The sequence below is a fragment of the Metasolibacillus sp. FSL K6-0083 genome (assembly GCF_038630865.1).
Lineage (GTDB): Bacteria > Bacillota > Bacilli > Bacillales_A > Planococcaceae > Metasolibacillus > Metasolibacillus fluoroglycofenilyticus.
Genome location: NZ_CP152046.1, coordinates 2754197 through 2775343, shown reverse-complemented (window position 1 = coordinate 2775343; position 21147 = coordinate 2754197). Strand labels below are relative to the sequence as shown.

The window sequence follows — 21147 nt, the reverse complement described above, 5'->3', positions numbered from 1 at the left end:
TTATTTAAATTTCATTTCTAATTTACGTTTCCAATCTATTAAAGTATCACTAGTATGTTTTAACTTCTCACAACTTAAATTCCTTATAATATCTTTATTCCATGATCCACCTCTTCTTACCAAGTCCATTAATAATTTTTTCAAATTGATTTCATTAATACCGTTTTCATATACAAGCAATGTTGATAAAGATTTATTATCTGGTGTAGCTATCTCAATTACATATTGAATTTTATTTGTTAATTGATTATTCACTCTAACGATACAAGCACACCTTCTTAAATCTTCCTTTATAAATGAAAATTTCCTACCTAATGGCAAGTAAACTAAATTCATTGCAATTTGATACTTATTAGTATCTTTAGCCAATAATTGAATCATTTTTATAAACTTCTCCAACCCCTGCCCTTTAATATCCTCCGTAACCTCTAACATTTTAAATTCAATAGGTTGGATCATCTCACCATAAACAGATTCATCAAGCCCTACTACTTGCTGCAGATGCTTTTGAATACCTCCACCTTGCCCTTGATTTGAAATATAAATACCGCCTTTATTAACATCTTGTGTATCACCAAACACTTTATGTATGTCAGCGAGATTCCCAAAATCAAATTGCGTTCCTTTTATATTTTCTACTTGCTGATTAGCATCCTGCTTTGAGCGTTCATTAGGATATGCATTTAAAATGTTTTCAAAGTCATTTTTTTGTTGTGAATTTCGATACTTCCTCTTACCTGGTGCATCAATTCTTTTCTTAAATGCCTTATGTTTAACTTCTACATCACTAAAGGAAGTTCCTTCCAAATTAGAACCTAACCATTGCAAAATCAAAAACTTGTTACCTTTTTGTATTCCTCGAAAACGAACTTGAGTGTTGCTGCTACTAGGAAGTTGAACCTCTAATTTTAAAAAATCCCCGTTGTTCATCTTAGCTTTAATTTTTGTATAAACAGATTCAAATGATGCTTTTATTTCTGAACTAAAGTATAGCCAACTAAAAAAACGTATAAAGTTGTCGTCTTTTACAATCACATTCGGAATCTCATCTGCAAGTTCTAAAAAAGCTTTCGAATTATTCAAATACGACCTTTTCACTAAAAATTCTAATCCATTTGGTTGCATCATTGAGTTTGCAATTGTTTTATTAATTGCAAATACCGCGCGAATAAATTCGAATTGCGGAAGGTAATACGTGTTACCTTCCATCGTAAATTCAAAGACATATTGATACATAAGCTCAGGACTCTTATGCAAGTAATAGCCAAATTCCTTACAAGCATCTAAAGAGCTTACAACTTTATATTGATTCAATTGAGGTATATCAACGTCATAAATAATACCCGTAGTCTTAGCATCCATTAGCTGACCATCTTTATAAAATGCACCTAATCGTAACAGTGGCAATGCAGCAATCGGAAAATCTAGCATTTCAATTCGATTATTGTCTTCAAATGCAGCTCTAATTCTCCATTGTTTATTTACAACCTCAACATTACCAATCCATTTCAAAACTACTTCTTTATCTTTATCAAAAGTCCATGGTCTTAATTTCATTTTGCATTTCCCCTTGCTGATAAAGTCTTATTTCATTTTCTAAAGCTATTTCTACGATATTACTTGTTTTCTCTTTTAGCCCTGCTAGTCTGCGAACTTTCCACATTACTACATTATTACCATCTTCCATATAAAGCTCCTTACATGCCCATTTAATACGACGAATTTGAAATTGCTCACGTGTTTCTAAATGTTTTTTAAGATAAGCCTTTGTTTTTGGAAGTTTATCCAATAGCTTTTCAAGCAAGGATAATTGACCAATTTCCTTTGCTACTCTACTTTTATTGACATATACAGGCTTTTCAATAGCATATAACTTTTGAATTGCTTCCTTGACCAAATGAAAAATCTCTAAATCTCGTTTCTCCCAATCAACTCTTTTACTAATCGCCAACTTCATAGCCGATCTAGGAGGATTTTCTATTAACCAACTACGATTATTACGATAATGCCAAGCATATAGAGCTAGATTCATTTCTCTTAATTGTGTAACCGTAAAATCAGGATATGTTTCGATCAACTTTAGCCATTCTGCTTCTTTTTGAAGGCGCAAATCTATTGAAAGCTCACTATTATGCGAGGACTTATCTTTTGAGTCAGAAATGTATTTTTTCACTGTTGCGTAATCACATTTTAGAATTTGTGCAATCCGATACGGACTCAAGTTACTTGTTACTAACTGTATTAACTTAGCTTGCCATACCGAACCAAAATTTTTGATTCTGCCCACTTTGAAGACATCATCCTTAACTACATCTGGGCCACGTCTTGAATAAGTAAATCCACAATCACAGCGAAACGTACCAACAGGCTTTCTAGTATCGGTACAAGTTGTTACGGTAATACTTGATATAACACGCTGTTTATAATGCTCCGCTGCTGGATTTAAACAATAATATGGTGCTTGCCCAAATGGCTCATATTTTTTGCCCATAAGATTTTCTAGATCTTTAAATGAGACATTTAGGAATTGTAATAACAGTAGATGCTGCACTGGATGAAATGCCTTACGGTGTTTTCTAACAATATTTCTAAGCCATGACGTGTCGGAATGTTCATCAAAATTGCAATCCACTAACGTTAAAAATTGTTCTCCATAGTATTGTTTGAATTGCTGCGTAAAATATTGCTGATGCACTTTCCCTAAATGATTGGCGTAGCCATTTATTTGCATTAAATATTTATAGATTTGTGTGAAGTCTTGAATTTGTATGTTTTCTGCATAGTGAATTAAATTAATACTTTCATCAGAAAGCTTTTTCAATCGTTCCTCAAGCTTTGATGAAAATACACTAACTAAATGGGGTGGTGATAACTCTGCTTTTTCAGCTGAAACAAATTCATGTTTATGTGGGTTACGAAATTCAATAGTTGAATCGTGAAGTAATTCTTGATGTAAGTGACAATAAAATACTTTCGGCAATTGGTGACTCTTATGCCAATAAGCTTCTCCGTATTGCTCTCTGTCTTGCTGTACACAGTTAGGACAAAAACGAAGATAATGCCAATTTTTGATTTTGGAAGCAGCAATGCCTAGAAACATGTGAATAGCTCCAGGGTTGCCTCCATTAGTAATATAGTTAAATGCACGACTTTTCATCACATCTGATTGAAAAGCTGTGTAGTAGTTATATAAGGTATGATTTCTTACCAAATCATTGATATTAGGTGGATTAAAATGTGAGATATTTTTATAGAAATCTCCTAAGTTATTAGGAAAATCAACTACGGCTACTGAACTTATATTTCCGAACAATTCTTTCATCGTTTGCTTTGAACTTGTGTTACCTGAGTGGTCATGATAGCGCGCAAAACAACTGTATAATAATTCGTCTGGATAAAGATTAGGAAAATAACTAAGCATGGCTTTTCCTCCTACATTGCAAATTCATCCAAAGGCGATTTGATATATCCTGCTTCTTTCAATAACTCATAATTCGACTGTTTATTTTTCTTTGCCTGTTCTACGATTTTTAATAATGGTCCCGTGCGTTCTTTAGATACTTTTGGTTTCGGCTTGCTCAATTGTTCAGCTAAATTAATTGCTGATTTCATTAATGATGGTAAATCTTCATTATCTGTTTCATTCAATGTCTTAGTAGCCACTTTTTGTGCTATCTCAACATCTATTCCTAACACTATTAAAGAACTCATAATAGTTTCTATATGCGTAGTTTGCTTTTCTTGTCGCTTTTGAGCTTGCAGTTCCTTTTTCTTTTGAATAGTTGCTCTTAAATCGATTTTTGATTCTCGCATAACTAAATATTCTTCAATATCCATTGGCATAATGTCCGCATATTTTTCTAATTCAGATGTTCGCCCATCTTTTAATGCCTTAAGCATTGGCTGTACTAGCTTTAGATCATCCTTTGCTACTTGTTTAATTGCTGCTGGTGTAATTTTCTCAGCACCTGTTTCAATGGCTCTTCCTTGTGCTAATGCAAACAATTTTACAGCTATATCTACAATACCTTGGCTCTCTTCGTATAAAGTTTGATTCAACTCTTCAGTTAAACTTGTACGTTCTTGAATCCATTGGTATTCCCAGAGACTCTCGATAAGTAAATCCCAATCATCGTCTTTTTTCATTTGCTGCCAAACCATATCACCTTGACCACTACCTCTACGTGCTTGTCTAAAATCTTGTTGCAATACCACTTTTGCTCGCATTGTTCCAATTAGTATTACAGGCACACCTACTTCATTAATTAACGTCACAAAGAAATTCATCATCTTCTCTGAATTATTATCTCGCGTCGCAAGTAAATGTTGGATTTCGTCAATAATGATTGCACCGATACAATGTAAACGAGCAATTTTCCCCATTTGTGTAACCATAGAACTTATTGAATTTCTGCGATTACCAAACTTCTCATAATAATTCGTACCAAGTAGCGTGTCCATTTTCAAAAAGAAATCCAAGCATAAAGATTTTAACGATCCATCATGAGGACAATTTAATTTTAGCCAAACAACTTGCATTAAATTTAGTGGATGCTCATGTAAAATCACTTGTGGATAAAGCGACAATACCCGTTCAATCGCCGTTGTTTTGCCGATGCCCGAAAATCCCATTAACGTCATACTGGATGCTGTAGAACGTATATCTTGGGACCCGTTTAATGCGCGATTATAATCTGCTTCCCTTGGATTTCGACTAACATAGCCATGACGTAGCAATCTAGAAAATCGCTGTTCTAAATCTAAATGCTGCATCACGGGCTGAAAGAATTTATTAATGCGAGGAATCGCATGATAGCGTATATGTGTTGGCAAATTTGCTTCCTGTAAATCATAAGGTGGATAGTAACTTAATTTTTCATACGCCTCTTCAGGTGAAAGAATCGGTGGCAATGCTTCGATTAAAGGATTTCCTTTAAAATCAATAATTTCTTGCTCGTTATATACAGCTGGCATAATCCCTCGAAAACCTACTTGCTCATTCATCTTTATCACCCTTTCTACGTTTTAAAAAGTCTCGTACATTAGGTCTTTTAAAATCCGTTTCGGCGACTGTTTGTGGAAACGCTATAATCTCTGTATCTGCTACTTGCTTTTCAATTATTGGCTTTGATTCGGCTCTGCGCTGTCTTTCCTTTTCTTCCTTACGATTATCTCGAATCGCACTAACTTGCTGTAATTTACTTAGCGTTGGATCTTGCTGTCCGTTTTTTGCCTTCTCTGCTTTCTTAATAATCGCTTCCACATCAGCAATATAATCCACATCTTTTTGAAGCTGTTTATGATTTTGTCCTTTTTCTAGCAGTCGCTCTTGTCGTTTCCAATACGTTATTTCATCTAAGCTTAAACTTTCATACCTTTTAGATACTTCTAGCATATAGCAAGCTTCAAACGAATTATCTATATCGTTTAAGACGTACACATAGCTCATATTTCTAGGGTCATACGCAATCTCAATTTTCCAAGAGCCCTTCATTCTAGCATTTTCAAACCAACTCTCTTGAATTGCTCTATCACAGCTATAAGATATACCTTTAAATTGAATCCCTTTAAAATTTACAGTAGCTGTACCTCTAGGTAACAATTGAAGCTTCACTAAATCTTCAGCGAAGGCTCGGAGCTTTCCTGTACGATTTTTAATGCCCCAATTCCAAAGTTCAAGAGGAATTGGCTGTACATCATCTGCTATTAAATCTCGGTCACGTACATACGTTTTCAAATAGTGCTTTGTGTTATGTTGTAAAACTTGCTTAATTAAAATTTGCGTAAATTCCTTCAATGTCAATTTCGCATCTAATCTATAATCCTTTGCTCCGCGCTCTTGAAAATCTACATCAATATAACCTGGTAGCAAAGGCTTTACTTTCTTTTGAATTAAATCAAATTGTTTTTCTACTATGCCTTTCCAATCAGCACGGTATGAAGCCGCATTTTCAACATGTAAATTAAATGCTTTTACCAATCGTTCAACATTATATCCTTCGAATTCACCTTTATCTGCTAACAAAATTTCTGGTAAGTGGCAGCTTGGCCAATCTTCATCATTTATTTCAATGTCATATTGCGCACAATACTTCTTTTTATTAGCAACAACATTAGTCATTGCCATCATTGCTCCTGCCCACGAGGGACCTTCTAAACCTACATACATGCCAACTACCATTCGGCTAAATACATCCATCACTAAATACACGACTGGACGCCCTATAATCCAATTTCGATTTACTTCTGAAACTAAGTAAACATCCGCAATCGTTGCATCAATTTGATAGCGAGAACCTGGACCAAACACTTCTGATTGAGATGTATTTAAAACTGCGCGATGATCTTTATTGAAGCGCTTTTCACCTTTCCTTGCGATTAATACTTCTGGCGCATTATATTCTTTTTGATACCAATATTTAAATTGTGTTAATGTAGGGAGATCTTCTTCATTTTTCAACAATTCCTTCTCCACACCATTTTCGTAATAAATATTCGCTACATAAAATTCTCTAACCATAAACTTATAGGCTGCTGTTAAACTATTTTGTTTTGAAGTTAGATAATATTTTTCAATAGCTAATCTAAAAATTCGTTTTGTATCTTCATCAACATTTATTCCTTTTATGCCATTTAAGGTCGGTCTACCGCGCTTACTTTCTCCAACCTTTTTCTCTTTCCCTTTTCCACCAGAGTTTTTATAATCCGGGAGTAAAGCGTCTAATGTTTTACCTCTAGACCAATATTTATATAAATATTTGCGTATAGTTGGATAAGTTACTTGATGCTTTTCCTGAGTTTCTTTTATAAGCTTTGTACGAAAGGTTTTTTCATAAATTGCTGGTTCTTCCTTTACGATTGCTTCAATAATTGTCCATGCAGCATCACGTAATTCATAATGTTTATTTTCATATTCACTTGACACAATCACATCATAAGAAGTATCAATAACCTTTCTCCAATCACCAATAACAATCAAATCGCCTATTTCAGATACCAATTTCTTTTTTGGAAAAGCTTTAGCATTATCAAGCTCTAAAATATACATAATAACAGCGCCTGAATCAACCCAAAGAATTCTATATGTTTTTTCCTGTTGGCAGTCTTGTAAAATTTCATTAACATAAAAATTCATTAAGCCCACCTCTTTTTAGAGTCATTTAAAGTTTGAACTATCACATTTGAAACATCATCATTCAAGTTTATTTTTTCATGCATATTCACTTTTAATAATTTCTTTGCCAAAGCGTGCTTATATAGGCTAATCGCTGTTCCTATCTTAAAATTATATTTGATGTCAAACGTTTGTAAGTTTGAAAGAATAGAACCCGTAAAGCTACTCCATCCCTCAATTAACAAATTAACTTTCTTTGGATCATCAATAAAATAGGCATCACGTAAAAACTTTAAATTACCGATAAAAATTTTAGGCAACTCTTTTTCGGTCACAATTGCCCAATCTATTCCTTGCTGTTCCCAATAGCACCTCTCTATTTCGAATTTTTTGATAACTCTTTCGTCATTAAGGTCTTTTTCAAATTTCAATGTGCGAGCTTTATAAACGATAGAACCTCCTTCTCTTACAGTTAAAAAGCAATCCGTAGTCATCACAATAGGTACTTTTGTGTTTCGATCGATTGGATGCGCAATGCCTAATTGCTCTGCTATTCTCAATGTAACTTCACGCGCTAAAGGAAATTGTTCACGAATATCAATTATATTATCTGCCCAATCACAACAACAATGATAGTTAAATTCTAAATCAGACATTAAATGGTGTTCTCGCGCCGTTTTCCATCCGATGAACCTATGAATCCTTCCTCTCGACGGAACGTCTTGTATGGTCAACCACGGCTTATAAAGGGCAAGTTCTCCTTGCCCCCTACCTTCCTTAATATACCGAGAGATTTTCGCTTCAGACCAACCTGTTTGACGTTTTGACATTTAATATTTCTCCTCTCAAAAAATTAGTATCTTAGATATGGAGCAATACGTTGAGCAAACGCTAAAAAGTTACTTTCATTTTCTGGAAAAGCACTTTGCATAAACTTTAATATTGAAGAAGTCAACAAGCTTCTTGTACCAAGAAAATTATATTCATCTTTATTTGAATTAAAAAAAGCTCGAACTGGTTTAACTGTAATTAACTCATCGCTTTTAAGGATACTATTTAATGCCATATAATTATGGGCATCCGTAGATAAAAAGCCATATAAATTCGCTACTAGTTCTTTATCTTCCTCATCCTTTTCAGCTAGATACTTTGCTAGCTGGTTAATAGTTCGAGGTCCGTCATTAAGTTCATACCACTTTGGTATAAAACCTTTACTATTTCGATTTTGCAACTCATTAAATACTTTGAAAATATCTTGCAAACTTTCGTTTTTCATTTCATTAGTATGATATTGAATAGCTGATTCAAAGAATGCTCTTTCATCATCGTTTGATGCTCTTTTTAAGGAATAATTACCAGCCTCGACTTGCTGCTTGTGATATCCGATTTTATATGCCTTCGCCCTATCTTCTAACAAATGTTCATTTTCAAGTATATACTTGAAAGCTAAATAAGCTTCGATAAGTCCTCGATAATTTAATAAAGCTGGACCAGATAAGCCATTCGCACCAGAAACTCTAACCCCTTCGCTTAATTCTATAATTTTTCTATATAGGGATGTGATCACCATCGTTGGTATATCATCTAAACTTTTTGTTACTTTAAAGTCTTCTAATTGTTTAGAAGCAAATTTGATTGACTCTTTCAAAAGATCATATGGTTTCATTAATATCCCTCTCACTTTCCACAATAAAAAACATCCGTTCGCTTATTTTAATTATAAGCGAACGGATGTAAATAGTTCAAATTTTTAAACAACTATTTTATATTTTAAATGACTTTATTATTTTTTAAACAACTTTATTATTCAAACACAATTCAAACACACCAACACCAAGCTCTCTACTCCACCGTTACACTTTTCGCTAGATTGCGTGGTTTGTCGACGTCGCAGCGGCGGTGTAGTGCTGCGTAGTAGCTGATGAACTGCAATGGTACAACGCTTACTAAAGGTGTTAGTAGCGGGTGTACGTGAGGGATGATGAGGCAATCGCCTTCTTCCTCTAGGCCTGCGCTTGCAATGAGGCAGGCGTTGGCGCCGCGCGCTACAACTTCTTTGACATTGCCTCGAATGTTGAGGGCTACTTCTTGTTGTGTGACAAGGGCAAAGACGGGTGTGCCTTCCTCGATTAGAGCGATTGTGCCGTGCTTTAGTTCGCCTCCCGCAAAGCCTTCAGCTTGGATGTAGGAGATTTCTTTTAGCTTGAGTGCGCCTTCTAGGCTGACGTAGAAGTCAAGGCCTCGTCCGATAAAGAAGGCGTTGCGTGCGACTTTTAAGTAGTCTTCTGCAATTTGTTCCATCGTTTCCTTTGCGTCCACGATTGCGTCGATTGCTGTTGCGGCAATGGCAAGCTCCTGCTTTAAATCAAAATCCAGTGCTACTCCGCGTGCCTTAGCAGTAGCATAGGCAGCTACCGCTAATACTGCGAGCTGGGCTACGTATGCTTTCGTAGAAGCTACGGCAATTTCCGGACCTGCGTGCAGTAGTAATGTGTAGTCTGATTCGCGTGATAATGTCGAACCTGCTACGTTCGTAATCGTTAATGCAGGGTAGCCCATTTCCTTTACTTTCACTAACACTTGACGGCTGTCTGCTGTTTCGCCTGATTGCGAAATAAAGATGAATAAAGGCTTTTCGGAAAGGAGCGGCATATTGTAGCCGAATTCGCTTGAGATATGCACTTCGACAGGAATGCGCGCGATTTTCTCGAAATATTGCTTGCCAATTAGTCCGGCATTAGCGCTCGTGCCTGCTGCGATAATATAAAGGCGGTCTGCTGCATTTAGCGCCTGTAAAATTGCTTCATCAATTGCTAGCTCTCCATTTACCTCATAGGCTTGGATAATTTTGCGCACAACGCCAGGCTGCTCATCCATTTCCTTCAGCATATAGTGCGGGTATGGGCCTTTTTCGATATCACCCATATCAAGCTCAGCTGTATATGGTGCGCGTTCAACGATGCGACCATCCAATTTAGAAATCTCAACATGATTACGGTGAACGATAACGATTTCCTTATCATGTAGCTCGATGAATTGGTTCGTTACTTGTAGCATCGCCATCGCATCGGAAGTAACAACATTGAAATCTTGCCCAACACCGATGAGCAGCGGTGATTTATTTTTGGCAACGAAAATCGTTTCCGTATCCTCGCTGTCGAGTAGTGCTAAAGCGTAAGATCCATGCACTAAAGATAGTGTTTTACGGAAAGCTTCTACCGTTGATAAGCCCTCTTCTTTTACGAAAAGCTCAATTAGCTGTACGAGCACCTCTGTATCTGTGTCAGACTGCATTTGGATGCCTTTTAAATAAGCTTTTTGCAGTAAATGATAGTTTTCGATGACACCATTATGCACAAGTGTAAAGCGGCTTGATGCGCTTTGGTGCGGATGGGCATTGCGGCGATTTGGCACACCATGTGTTGCCCAGCGCGTATGACCGATTCCGATTGTTGCGTCCGCGTCCTCATCGACCGCTTTGCGTAAGTCTGCGATGCGCCCCTTTTCTTTAAATATCGTTACTCCTGCCTCATTGCGAAGCGCAATGCCTGCTGAATCATAGCCACGATATTCTAGCTTTTCTAATCCTTTTAGTAAAATTTCCTTTGCATCTAATAATCCGTTATATCCAACAATTCCACACATCGTATATTTCCTCCAAGTCGTTGCGAGGACAAAGCTACGATTTATAATCTATATTTATGACAATTCCATTACCTCACAGGGCGAGGCTTTCTCTTCTTTTATCCCGCATTAACGGGCAGTAAGATGCCCATTCCAAGGCTCAACTGCCCGTAAAAGCCCGATTCGTTCAACTAACAATCAATGGGGAAAACATCCACTGATTAAAGTTTCATTTTATAGAGAAAAGGCAATACGAAATAGACTACAAATCAGCACCTTTTTGTGGACAGCTGTTCTGTTTAACAGGCGTGCCAACGTTTAGGCTTTGTAGTTTTGCTCTCGCTTTTTTATGCCTATTCGCTTGTTTGTACAGAAAATCGCTTTTCTGTTTTTAAAACGAATATGACGACTGGGCATTGTCAATCGGGAGGTATCCGCCGAAATTTCGATAAACCTCCACCTCGTCAACTAAGGATTGATGTCCGCTCTATTTCCTTAGCTCAGGCGCTATAATTATTTTCCTTTATGATTTATAGTGCGCTATTTTTCTCCTCCTTCGTAGCGCATGCAATAAGCTTTTTCATCATACAAAAAATATGACAGTTCGTCAATCATCCACTTTAAGAAATATGCATTTATATCTGTTTATTGTGGCAAATGTCAAGATATTTTAAAAAATCTGTAGACGAAACAACTATCCTCTCGCCTACAGATACTCTATTATAATCCCTTCTCTTGTAAAAGGTTCACGATTTCCCGATTGAACGCTGGTAAATCCTTTGGTGTACGACTTGTGACAAGCTGCTTTTGACAAACGAATACTTCCTCATCATGAAATTTTGCACCCGCATATTCCAAATCTACTTTTATGGATTTGTAGCCTGTCGTATCTCGTCCCTCTAAGGATTTTGCTGTAATTAATAATTGGGGGCCGTGACAAATCGCAAATACCGGCTTCATTTCATCCATAAAATGCTTTGCAAATGTGACAATCCTCTCATCATCACGTAACAAATCTGGTGAAAAGCCTCCGGGAATTAACAGGGCATCAAAGTCTGCTGGGTTTACTTCATCAACACCGTAGTCAATCTTTACCGTTGCCTCGCCTTGTTTACCTGTCACCATTTTATTGCCTTCCTTATCAATATTAATAACTGTATGCCCAGCTGCTTCGAGTGCCTCTTTCGGGCTTGTGTACTCACTGTCTTCAAACTTGTCCGTAATCAATGTTGCTACTTTTGCCATTTCATTACACTCCTTTGAATTTAGTACAGTTGTATACTTCCCCTTTATCATCATATGTAAACGCCTTGAACTAGCAAAAGCGTCCAAAATGCCAACTATGTCCGGCTTTTTGAACGCTTCTTTTTCTATTCCGTTAAACCCATTTCCGCGCGTACAACTTCTGCAATTCTTTCTACATATGTCGTACAGTCGGCCTCTGTCGCAGCCTCGACCATAACACGAACTAGTGGCTCTGTTCCTGAAGGTCGCACCAATACGCGACCATTCCCATTCATGTCTGCTTCTACCTCTGCAATAACTGCTGCTACTTTTTCATTTGTAGTAACTGCATGTTTATCCGTTACACGGATATTTACTAGACGTTGCGGGAAAATTGTCATCTCAGCCGCTAGCTCAGATAGGCGCTTACCTGTCATTTTCATAATGTTAACAAGCTGGATAGCTGTTAATAAGCCATCTCCAGTTGTATTAAAATCTAAAAATACAATATGACCAGATTGCTCGCCACCGAAATTATAATCATTTGCGCGCATTTCCTCCACAACATAGCGGTCGCCTACTGCAGTTTGCACGCTTTCCATCATATGCTCACGTAACGCCTTATAAAAGCCCATATTGCTCATTACTGTTGAAACAATTGTGCCCTTCTTTAAACGACCTTTAGCATTCAAATATTTCCCGATAATAAACATAATTTGGTCGCCGTCTACGATATGGCCTTTTTCATCCACTGCGATTAAACGGTCCCCGTCGCCATCAAATGCAAGACCTACATCTGCTCCACGCTCAACGACAAATTCAGCCAATTTTTCCGGATGTGTTGAACCTACGCCATCATTAATATTTAAGCCGGTCGGAGATGAGCCCATTGTCGAAATATCAGCCTCCAAATCAGCAAATAAATGTGTCGCAAGAGCTGATGTTGCACCGTGTGCACAGTCTAACGCAACATGGATATTGACAAACTCATCTTCCACAGTTTGCTTTAAGTAAGAAATATATTTTTGCCCACCCTCAAAATAATCGTTTACAGAACCGATGTCTGCACCAACAGGGCGTGGTAAAGTATCCTCCGCTGCATCAAGCAAGTTTTCAATCTCTGCTTCTTGCTCATCAGATAATTTAAAACCATCAGAACCGAAAAATTTGATGCCATTATCTGCAACTGGATTATGTGATGCAGAAATCATAACACCTGCATCAGCATTCATAACACGTGTTAAGTAAGCCACACCTGGTGTACTAATAACCCCTAGGCGCATTACTTCCACACCGATTGATAACAGCCCCGCCACTAATGCACCTTCAAGCATCTCGCCTGAAATGCGGGTATCTCTCCCTATAAGAACTTTCGGTCGATTTTCTGTATCCTTCGTTAAGACATAGCCACCAGCTCGCCCTAGCTTAAACGCAAGCTCTGGCGTCAGTTCGCTATTCGCTACCCCACGGATGCCATCTGTTCCGAAATATTTACCCATTATTTTTCTCTCCTTCAATACAACATTGTTCGTCCAACTAACTAAGTCTCGTCCAGACTCTTATCAATTAGGCCTCGGCGTAATTGCGTCCAGATTTTTCGAGCTTGCTCGAAAACTTCATTTCAAAACCTGTGACATTCGCCGAAGCTTGGGCCAACACAGTGTTGGTCACTCAGTCGTTGCCGTAGTATGTGGCGGTCTTAGACTGAGTTCCTCTTTGTCAGCGTGCGTCTCGCCACCTGTAGAGGTGAGAGACTTCTGTATCTGTACCTATCGCCACTCTTTCGATACAAAAGAATTTTACCCCTGCGGTTACTCGTCGCAGAAATTATTTACTGGAAGATGTTAAATAATTTAGAGGAGATATCCTTGCGGCACATTTAGTAATTATTCACTCTGTGTCCGAGTATGTCTTCTCTTCACAAAAGTCTGTGAGAGCTCCCTTTTCTATTCTTCTCCTGTATCCCCGTCTGTTACAGGGTCCTCAGCCGTAACTTCCTCGCTTTCAATTTCTGCTATAGTGATATTAGCATGAACAGTAACTTTTTCATCAGAAAGCTTCATCGGAGTTTCCGGTTTCTGGATTATCACTTCGTATTCTCCAGATTCAGTTAATCCGGATAAATCTAGTTCAGCTATAACCTCATTTATGGAATCCACAATGGACTGTGGACCAAACACTTTGACACTTTCCTGACCTAAAGATAGTTCATTAATTGTTACACCTTCTGGCAATTGCCCCACTTGTTTCAGTGTAAGGGGAATTTCTCGATTATATTCATCAATTTCAACATTAATATCTACTGCCTCTGGCTGTATTGTGACATCCAGCTTATTCAAATCGCGGTCCAATACTTTGACATTTGCCTGCTGCTTAAATGACTCTGTGATACCATCCTCCGCTTTTATCGAGGCTTTCACGTAATTAATGTTATCCATTACGCTTTTCGCACCTGTTACAAAAACGTAGTTAGGCTCCACTGTCATCCCTTTCAATACGTAGCCTTCATTAATTTGTCTACTGTTCATTTCAGGCTCTACACGAAACTCCTTCGTAACCTTTTCCTCAATGCTGATATTAACGACTTGCGGATAAACCGTTACCTCTAACTTCTCTGAAAAGTTTTCAGTCTGTATTGTAACTCTATGCTCGCCAATAAACAATGAATTTAAATCGACAAATACTTTATAATCTTTTGCTAATTTCTCACGCATGACGATAGGCATAGGTCCTTCGATTCCTACATTAACCGTTTCTGGAAGCCCCGTTACAATTAAATTTTCATCATCATAATATACTTCCAGCTTCACGTCCTCAATAACATCTGCCTGCTCTGCACTAGGTGTGCTTCTAGTTGAATTATTTTCAGATTGCACATAGAAAAATAATGCGATAGCAAATAATAGTGCAGTAAGACGAACTAACCAATTGCTATTAAATAATTTATCCATTCTTTTTCCCCCTCCAAGTCCACTTAGAGGCTTGATTTGTTTCTTGCTCTGAACCAAACCATGCTTTACGTAGCAATGTCTCGAATTCCTCAATCGCTAAATTGCGATGTAAATTGCCGTTGACTGTAATGCTTATTGCACCTGTTTCTTCTGATACAACAATTGTTATTGCATCTGTCACTTCACTTAAACCTAGTGCAGCGCGATGTCGTGTACCTAGCTCCTTTGAGATAAACGGACTTTCAGACAATGGTAAATAACATGCCGCTGCAGCAATTTTATCTTTTTGCATAATTACTGCACCATCATGTAACGGTGTATTTGGTATAAAAATATTAATTAAGAGTTCTGAGGATACAGTTGCATTCAGCGCTGTTCCTGTTTCAATATATTCTGTCAAACCCGTTTCTTTTTCAATCGATATTAACGCACCAATCCGACGCTTTGCCATATAGCTGACTGATTTTTTCATTGCTTCAACTAGGCGTGTTTGCTCTTCATCCTGCTGGTTCGTCGAGCGTTGGAATATCTTCCCTCTACCTAATTGTTCAAGCGCACGGCGTATTTCTGGCTGGAAAATAATGATAATCGCCAAAAAACCCCATTCGATTACTTGTTTTAATAAATAATCTAGCGTGCTTAAACCGAAAAGAGCTGTAGCGATTTTAGCAATTACAATAACAAATATCCCTTTTAATAGCTGCACAGCCTTTGTTCCTTGAATAAGACCAAGCAGCTTATAAATTACATACCATACAACGAGTATATCTATTAAGCCAAATATATAATTTACAGGTGTTAAATCTGTAAACTGATTCATTATTAACTGCACGTGGCATCCCCCACTTTTCTAACTGTTGCATACAAAAATAGTATAACACACTTCCCCTTGCTACCGCTTTCTCTAAAGAGCTGTTGGAGCAAAAAAATGAGTGTAGACAAAATGATTTATCATTTCATCTACACTCTATCTTTATCGAACGTTCAAGTTCAAGAAAAGTTGCATGAATTATTCAAATAACGCCACGAAGTCGTTCGCCATTTTTTTTATTTTATACCAAAGCCAATCGAATGTTTCATTTATCTCTTCGATTTGCCCTGATACGACAGCAGTAGAAGCCATATAACTGCCGTTAATTACTGTGACATTGCCATCTACTTCCCCTTCAATAATTAGGTTGCCATTTTTTACGACGACATCCCCTTTAACAACCTCACCCTTTGGCACAATAACAGTTTGACCGTCAACAACTAAATTTGGCTGTGTTGTTACAGAAAACTGATTGTCATTCGGATAGCTGGCGATTAAAGTTGCCCCCATTAATAGAAAGAATACCGCAGCCGCCACAATAATTGGATGTCTGCGTAGCCATTTTTGAATGCCCAACGCATTTTTACGCTTCGGTAAACGACTCATTACATTCACCTCAAAATGCGGAGGCGCTGTAATATGTGTCGCACTTTTGACAAATGCCACTGTATCGCTTAGTTCATGCATATGCTTTTGACAATCGACACAGCCTTGCATATGCTTTTTCAGCTCTTGTTCATGCTCACGTGTAATATCGCCATCTAAATAATCATGCATATAGTCAATATAATGTTCAGGACACGTTCTCATGCGAATTCTCCTCCTACAAATTGTTTAACTGCTTGCGAAGTGCTTCCCGACCACGATGAATACGTGTCTTTACTGTGCCAAGGGGCATATCAAGAATTTCACTAATTTCTTGTAGCGATAGCTCTTCAATGTATTTTAAAACAATGACAGAGCGATATTTGTCTGGCAATCGGCTAATCTCGTATTGAATGCGGTCCTGTAGCTCCATCTGCATCGCTGCTTCTTCTGGTAGCTGCTCATCTGCTGCAATTTGTGAATACATATCTAAACCATCCGTCCCTGCTACTTCCGCATCTAAATAATAATCCGGCTTCTTTTTACGAATGCGGTCAATGCAAAGATTCGTGGCTATACGATATATCCACGTTGAAAATTTCCTTTTTTGATCGTATGAGTGCAAATTAATATACGCACGTACAAATGCCTCTTGTGCAATATCCTCTGCCTCCTGCTTGTTGCCAAGCATTCGATAACAAATTTGATACAGCTTGTGCTGATAGAGGTTCACAATATCGGCGTATGCGTTTTGATCACCTTTAAGCACTTGCCTTATTCTCTTGTTCACTAACGCATCCATCGTGCCAATCCTCTCTACCTTCTCAGCTGTTACTACCATATACGAACAACCTTAAGAAAGGTTTCAGTTTTTTCTTTTTATTATACCAAAAATTAAACAGGAAATTGTAGTAAATTCAATTTTGTTTAGATTCTGTATAGCAATGTCATGAATTGTGGAATAAGGTTCATCAAATTACAGAAGAGTTAAGTGGAAAGGGGCTGTCCAAAAAGCCGTGCATAGGCGGCATTTTGGACAGTAGCAATGGTGTTTCACAAAATGTTGATTCATTTAAACAGAAAACGCCTCTTTTAAAAATGTGATGAACATTGGTTTTATCGTGTTATCCCTCAGTAAAAGGGAAGCGATGAAAACATTGATTTCAATGCGGTGTCTAAACAAAATGGACTTTCCGGACAGCTCCTTGTGTCAAATAATGGAGGAATTAATGGCTGATTGTACTTTACACTAACGTCTCGCCGAATAATGAGCCAATTAGCGCAACAGCTACATTCGCCGTTTTGTTTTTATCGTCTAATATTGGATTAACTTCTACAAATTCTACAGAAGTAATCATTTCCGACTCTTGCAGCATTTCCATAGCAAGATGGCTCTCGCGATATGTAATACCTCCCGCTACAGGTGTACCAACACCTGGCGTGTATAATGGGTCTAAACCATCCAAGTCTAATGATAAATGCACACCATCAACACCGCGCTTCTGTAAATAACGAATCGCATCTTCCATAACTGCCGTCATACCAAGACGGTCAATTTCATGCATCGTGTAAACTTTAATATTTTTTTCCTTAATTAACTCACGCTCACCCTCATCTACAGAGCGAGCACCGATAATAATGATATTTTCCGCTTTTACTTTCGGTCCCGCATGGTGAATCGAAGTTAAACGCTCATGACCAAGACCAAGGCTTACCGCAAGTGGCATACCGTGTATATTACCAGATGGTGTTGATTCTGGTGTATTAATATCAGCATGGGCATCAAACCAAATCACACCTAAGTTTTTATATTTCTCAAGCCCTGCTAATGTACCAATTGCAATGCTATGGTCGCCGCCTAGTACAAGGGGAGTGCGTTTGTCATTTACTGCTCCTTCTACCTTTTGCGCTAGCTTCGAGCATACTTCTACAACTTCATCTAAATTTAATAATTTCTCATTTTGCTCCTGCTTTACTGGCGCCTTTTCTACACGGATATCGCCTTCATCCTTCACTGTATATCCTAACGCCTCCAAACGTTCCACAACCCCTGCATAACGAATAGCGCTTGGTCCCATATCCACACCGCGGCGTCTTTGTCCATAATCTGATGGTACCCCAATAATAGCTACTGATTTATTCATGTTTTTCAAATCTCCCTTCCATAATACCCTTATTGTAAAACGAGATAGCCTGTTGGCTCAACTCGACATTTTTATGTATAATTATTCGTTAATTTTATAAAATCTATCCATTTAAATATTCAATAATATAGATAGAACAATTATTATATCAATATATATCTATATGTAAATGCTCATAAACAGCAGAAGATAAAATATTCATTCCATATTTAGTAAAAATATATTGACTTTTGAATATAAATATTTTAGCTTTTAAAATATAATTCCAATTAACTTTAAATTTAGAATTTATTTAGTTAATATATACTATAAATTAAATGAAAGGGTGATTTTTATGAAAAAATTTCTAATTTCTATATTTACTCTGCTACTTTTTTCATTCATAGCGACTAGTACAAGCTATGCAAATGAAACACTGGATGTAAAAGATCTATCCACCGGAAAAGTTAAAGTCACTGTTACAAATAATGAAACTGGAGAAACAAAAGTTTTAGATTCAATCAAACCAACAAAATACCTAGAAAAAACTAACCTACTAAGAACACTAGGAAATGAATCAGTAATTGAAGGTTACGAAATATTCATTCCCATGGAAACAGGAGAAATTAACATCACTCCTTTCGATTCATCTGGAGGAACAAGAACTGGAGGTGGTATAACTGCCGCATTATATGTTGATTATAGTCTAAGATTAGCTAATCAAGAAATTAGATTAAATAAATTATGGGGAAGTTGGACACCAAGTTCTAACCTCTACTATTTGACAGACAGAGAAGCTAGTGCACACTCTGGCGCTGTATGGGGCAACAGTATTTACAAATATCCAACTTCGAATACTTTTTCATATAACACTGGATTTGTTGATTATAACTATTTTGTTCTGGGAGGAGATGGTGCTCCAAGAGCTTGGAGTAGTGCTATCTCTCGTCTAAGTGGAATGATTGCAACATATACAATTACTGTAGAATTCACATACCCTGATTAACTATAAAATTCCCCTCTATTTTTAAGATAGATTCAAAAAAGAGGGGATCTTAAGATATCTTTAATCCCCCACCAAACTTCGTTACTCGAAAAAAATAAACATGATTATTCTCCCCACTATAATTAGAAGAATAATTATCCCTAACCCTTTCCAACCTAGACTACCCGTTAAATCTGCTAAATTACCACTACTCCCCCTATTAAAAGCATCATTCATACTTCCTGTAGGGTTTCTTTTTAATTCTTCTTGTCTTAATCTTTCTCTTCTTTGTTCGGGAGTTTCTTTATCATTATTCATAAACACACCTCCTATCAGCAAAAACATAAAATCTTTCTTTGAAGCAATTTTACCTATCCGATACTTATTATTAATTCTAGCTAACTCTCTTGTAATTTTTTTGTTAATACCTCATCTTCTGTGGATACAAATTTTTCACTGCCAATATCAATAAAATGGTGGTAAAAACAAAACTCAAAAACACATTTCCAGTTCCCTCTTTAATGGTGTTTATTAGAAATTATTGTAATCCTATTTTATCTAAAATTCAAAAGATATGGTAAAATATACTTAAGAAAAGTAGCGATTACTCTAAAAGATAAATCTTTAGTGGTCTTGTGGATTTATTTTTAGAGGTGTATGGAAATTAATAAGTGTTATAGTTTTAATTTATATTGCTTAAAAATTCCCCAACAAAACCACAATCAAAGCAACAGCTTATCAGCATTGTAAAATCGCTCAACTGTATCCAACAAACCTGTCGCTTATCCAGTTTAAATGTTTACAGTTAAAAAACATTTCCCTACATGACTAGCACGATGTAAGAAAGCATTCTAAAATCTACTTCGATATAACAAAGCTACTAATTGTTCACGTGTCATTGAGATATTTCGATGTAAGTAATTATTATTCCCACTTGTTCTAATGCGACAATATCACCCTAGATACTACTTTATTGCAAAGGTCGAATCCTTATATCCCCCTTCAAATATATAGCTTTTTCTTACAAGTAAATCACGGATTTTTGTGTTCAGTGAAATTTCTATTGGTGTTGGGATGACATTCCCTGTTACCATTGCATTCGCTTCATATGCTGGAAAGTCTTGTCTGTCGTCACACTATAGTATTGAATATGTAGCCGGATCGTTCAATATTGCGCCTCCTAAGTCCGCTTTATTCGCAGTAATAGAAACATTTGTTATAGTTGAATTACTATTGTTCCAATTGTATATGCCTCCACCTTTACGCTCCGCTATATTTTTAGAAAATATAACATCTACTAAGGACGGGCTATTTCCGCTATTGTACATTCCCACTCCGTACATATTGTGAACTTGCGTGCCATGGATTGCATAACCTGCTGTAATTGTGATGCCATCAAGTATCGCTGTTTCATTCAATTTGAGATCTGGTTCGTCTCGATGGTAAAATTCCCTCCGCTTGGAAGGGCGCCACTGAATATCGTTTCAATGCTTTCAATATCGCGCTGCGCTAATGTTTCTTGATTCCCCGCAAATCCTCCGTAGATTGCTACGCCATTTATTTATATTAGCCCGTTTTGTCAGGGTATAAGTTCCTGCAGCAACCCAAATTCGGTTGCCAGCGCTAGCCTTATCTAATGCGACTTGCACGCTTTTAACAGCATCCGCATTTTTATAAAGCATTTCTACACTTCAATCTAATAAAACACCTATCTATATAGCAATTAAGAG

17 protein-coding genes are annotated in these 21147 nt (G+C 37.2%); 1 reads left to right on the top strand and 16 read right to left on the bottom strand.

The window, feature by feature from the left end:
• The 14 genes from MHB51_RS13020 to rocF form a co-directional block, all read right to left on the bottom strand.
• Positions 1–1557, bottom strand: a complete 1557-nt coding sequence (locus MHB51_RS13020) for a Tn7-like element transposition protein TnsE (RefSeq protein ID WP_342558307.1) — start codon at positions 1555–1557, stop codon at positions 1–3.
• Positions 1532–3421, bottom strand: a complete 1890-nt coding sequence (locus MHB51_RS13015) for a TnsD family transposase (protein ID WP_342558306.1) — start codon at positions 3419–3421, stop codon at positions 1532–1534. Before MHB51_RS13015 ends, MHB51_RS13020 begins: the two co-directional genes overlap by 26 nt.
• 11 nt (positions 3422–3432) lie before the next feature.
• Entirely contained in the window at positions 3433–5004 is a 1572-nt protein-coding gene (locus tag MHB51_RS13010) for an ATP-binding protein (protein WP_342558305.1), read from the bottom strand.
• Positions 4997–7135, bottom strand: coding sequence for a Mu transposase C-terminal domain-containing protein (locus MHB51_RS13005; protein WP_342558304.1), 2139 nt, complete (start codon positions 7133–7135; stop codon positions 4997–4999). The genes MHB51_RS13010 and MHB51_RS13005 overlap by 8 nt, the downstream gene beginning before the upstream one ends.
• Positions 7135–7944, bottom strand: a complete 810-nt coding sequence (locus MHB51_RS13000; protein ID WP_342558303.1) for a TnsA endonuclease N-terminal domain-containing protein — start codon at positions 7942–7944, stop codon at positions 7135–7137. The genes MHB51_RS13005 and MHB51_RS13000 overlap by 1 nt, the downstream gene beginning before the upstream one ends.
• Positions 7945–7967: 23 nt before the next feature.
• Entirely contained in the window at positions 7968–8780 is an 813-nt protein-coding gene (locus MHB51_RS12995) for a DUF5677 domain-containing protein (protein WP_342558302.1), read from the bottom strand.
• Between the two features lie 176 nt (positions 8781–8956).
• Positions 8957–10759: a glutamine--fructose-6-phosphate transaminase (isomerizing) gene (gene glmS, locus MHB51_RS12990; RefSeq protein ID WP_342558301.1), complete on the bottom strand. Its 1803-nt coding sequence runs from the start codon at positions 10757–10759 to the stop codon at positions 8957–8959.
• A 699-nt stretch (positions 10760–11458) separates the two neighbouring features.
• On the bottom strand, positions 11459–11983 hold the full coding sequence (locus MHB51_RS12985) for a type 1 glutamine amidotransferase domain-containing protein (RefSeq protein WP_066165260.1): 525 nt from the start codon (positions 11981–11983) through the stop codon (positions 11459–11461).
• Positions 11984–12108: 125 nt separating this feature from the next.
• A complete protein-coding gene (gene glmM / locus MHB51_RS12980) occupies positions 12109–13461 on the bottom strand; it encodes a phosphoglucosamine mutase (protein WP_107943828.1) in 1353 nt (450 codons plus the stop codon).
• 447 nt (positions 13462–13908) lie between these two features.
• The gene (locus MHB51_RS12975) at positions 13909–14913 is read right to left on the bottom strand and encodes a CdaR family protein (protein WP_342558300.1); all 1005 of its coding nucleotides are present in this window, start codon (positions 14911–14913) and stop codon (positions 13909–13911) included.
• The gene (gene cdaA / locus MHB51_RS12970; protein ID WP_066165453.1) at positions 14906–15733 is read right to left on the bottom strand and encodes a diadenylate cyclase CdaA; all 828 of its coding nucleotides are present in this window, start codon (positions 15731–15733) and stop codon (positions 14906–14908) included. The genes MHB51_RS12975 and cdaA overlap by 8 nt, the downstream gene beginning before the upstream one ends.
• 189 nt (positions 15734–15922) lie before the next feature.
• Positions 15923–16534, bottom strand: coding sequence for an anti-sigma factor (locus MHB51_RS12965; RefSeq protein WP_066165252.1), 612 nt, complete (start codon positions 16532–16534; stop codon positions 15923–15925).
• Positions 16535–16547: 13 nt separating this feature from the next.
• Positions 16548–17111, bottom strand: coding sequence for an RNA polymerase sigma factor SigW (sigW, locus tag MHB51_RS12960; RefSeq protein ID WP_066165449.1), 564 nt, complete (start codon positions 17109–17111; stop codon positions 16548–16550).
• A 442-nt stretch (positions 17112–17553) separates the two neighbouring features.
• Positions 17554–18453, bottom strand: a complete 900-nt coding sequence (gene rocF / locus MHB51_RS12955) for an arginase (RefSeq protein ID WP_066165248.1) — start codon at positions 18451–18453, stop codon at positions 17554–17556.
• 334 nt (positions 18454–18787) lie between these two features.
• On the opposite strand from rocF, the gene MHB51_RS12950 reads away from it, so the two are divergent.
• Positions 18788–19438 carry a hypothetical protein gene (locus tag MHB51_RS12950; RefSeq protein WP_342558299.1) on the top strand — a complete coding sequence of 217 codons (651 nt, stop codon included), beginning with the start codon at positions 18788–18790 and terminating at the stop codon, positions 19436–19438.
• A gap of 81 nt (positions 19439–19519) precedes the next feature.
• Here MHB51_RS12950 and MHB51_RS12945 read toward each other — a convergent pair whose 3' ends face one another.
• Both MHB51_RS12945 and MHB51_RS12940 read right to left on the bottom strand, forming a co-directional pair.
• Positions 19520–19735: a DUF6366 family protein gene (locus tag MHB51_RS12945; protein ID WP_342558298.1), complete on the bottom strand. Its 216-nt coding sequence runs from the start codon at positions 19733–19735 to the stop codon at positions 19520–19522.
• Positions 19736–20553: 818 nt separating this feature from the next.
• Positions 20554–20835, bottom strand: a complete 282-nt coding sequence (locus MHB51_RS12940; RefSeq protein ID WP_066165240.1) for a hypothetical protein — start codon at positions 20833–20835, stop codon at positions 20554–20556.
• Positions 20836–21147 lie beyond the last annotated feature (312 nt).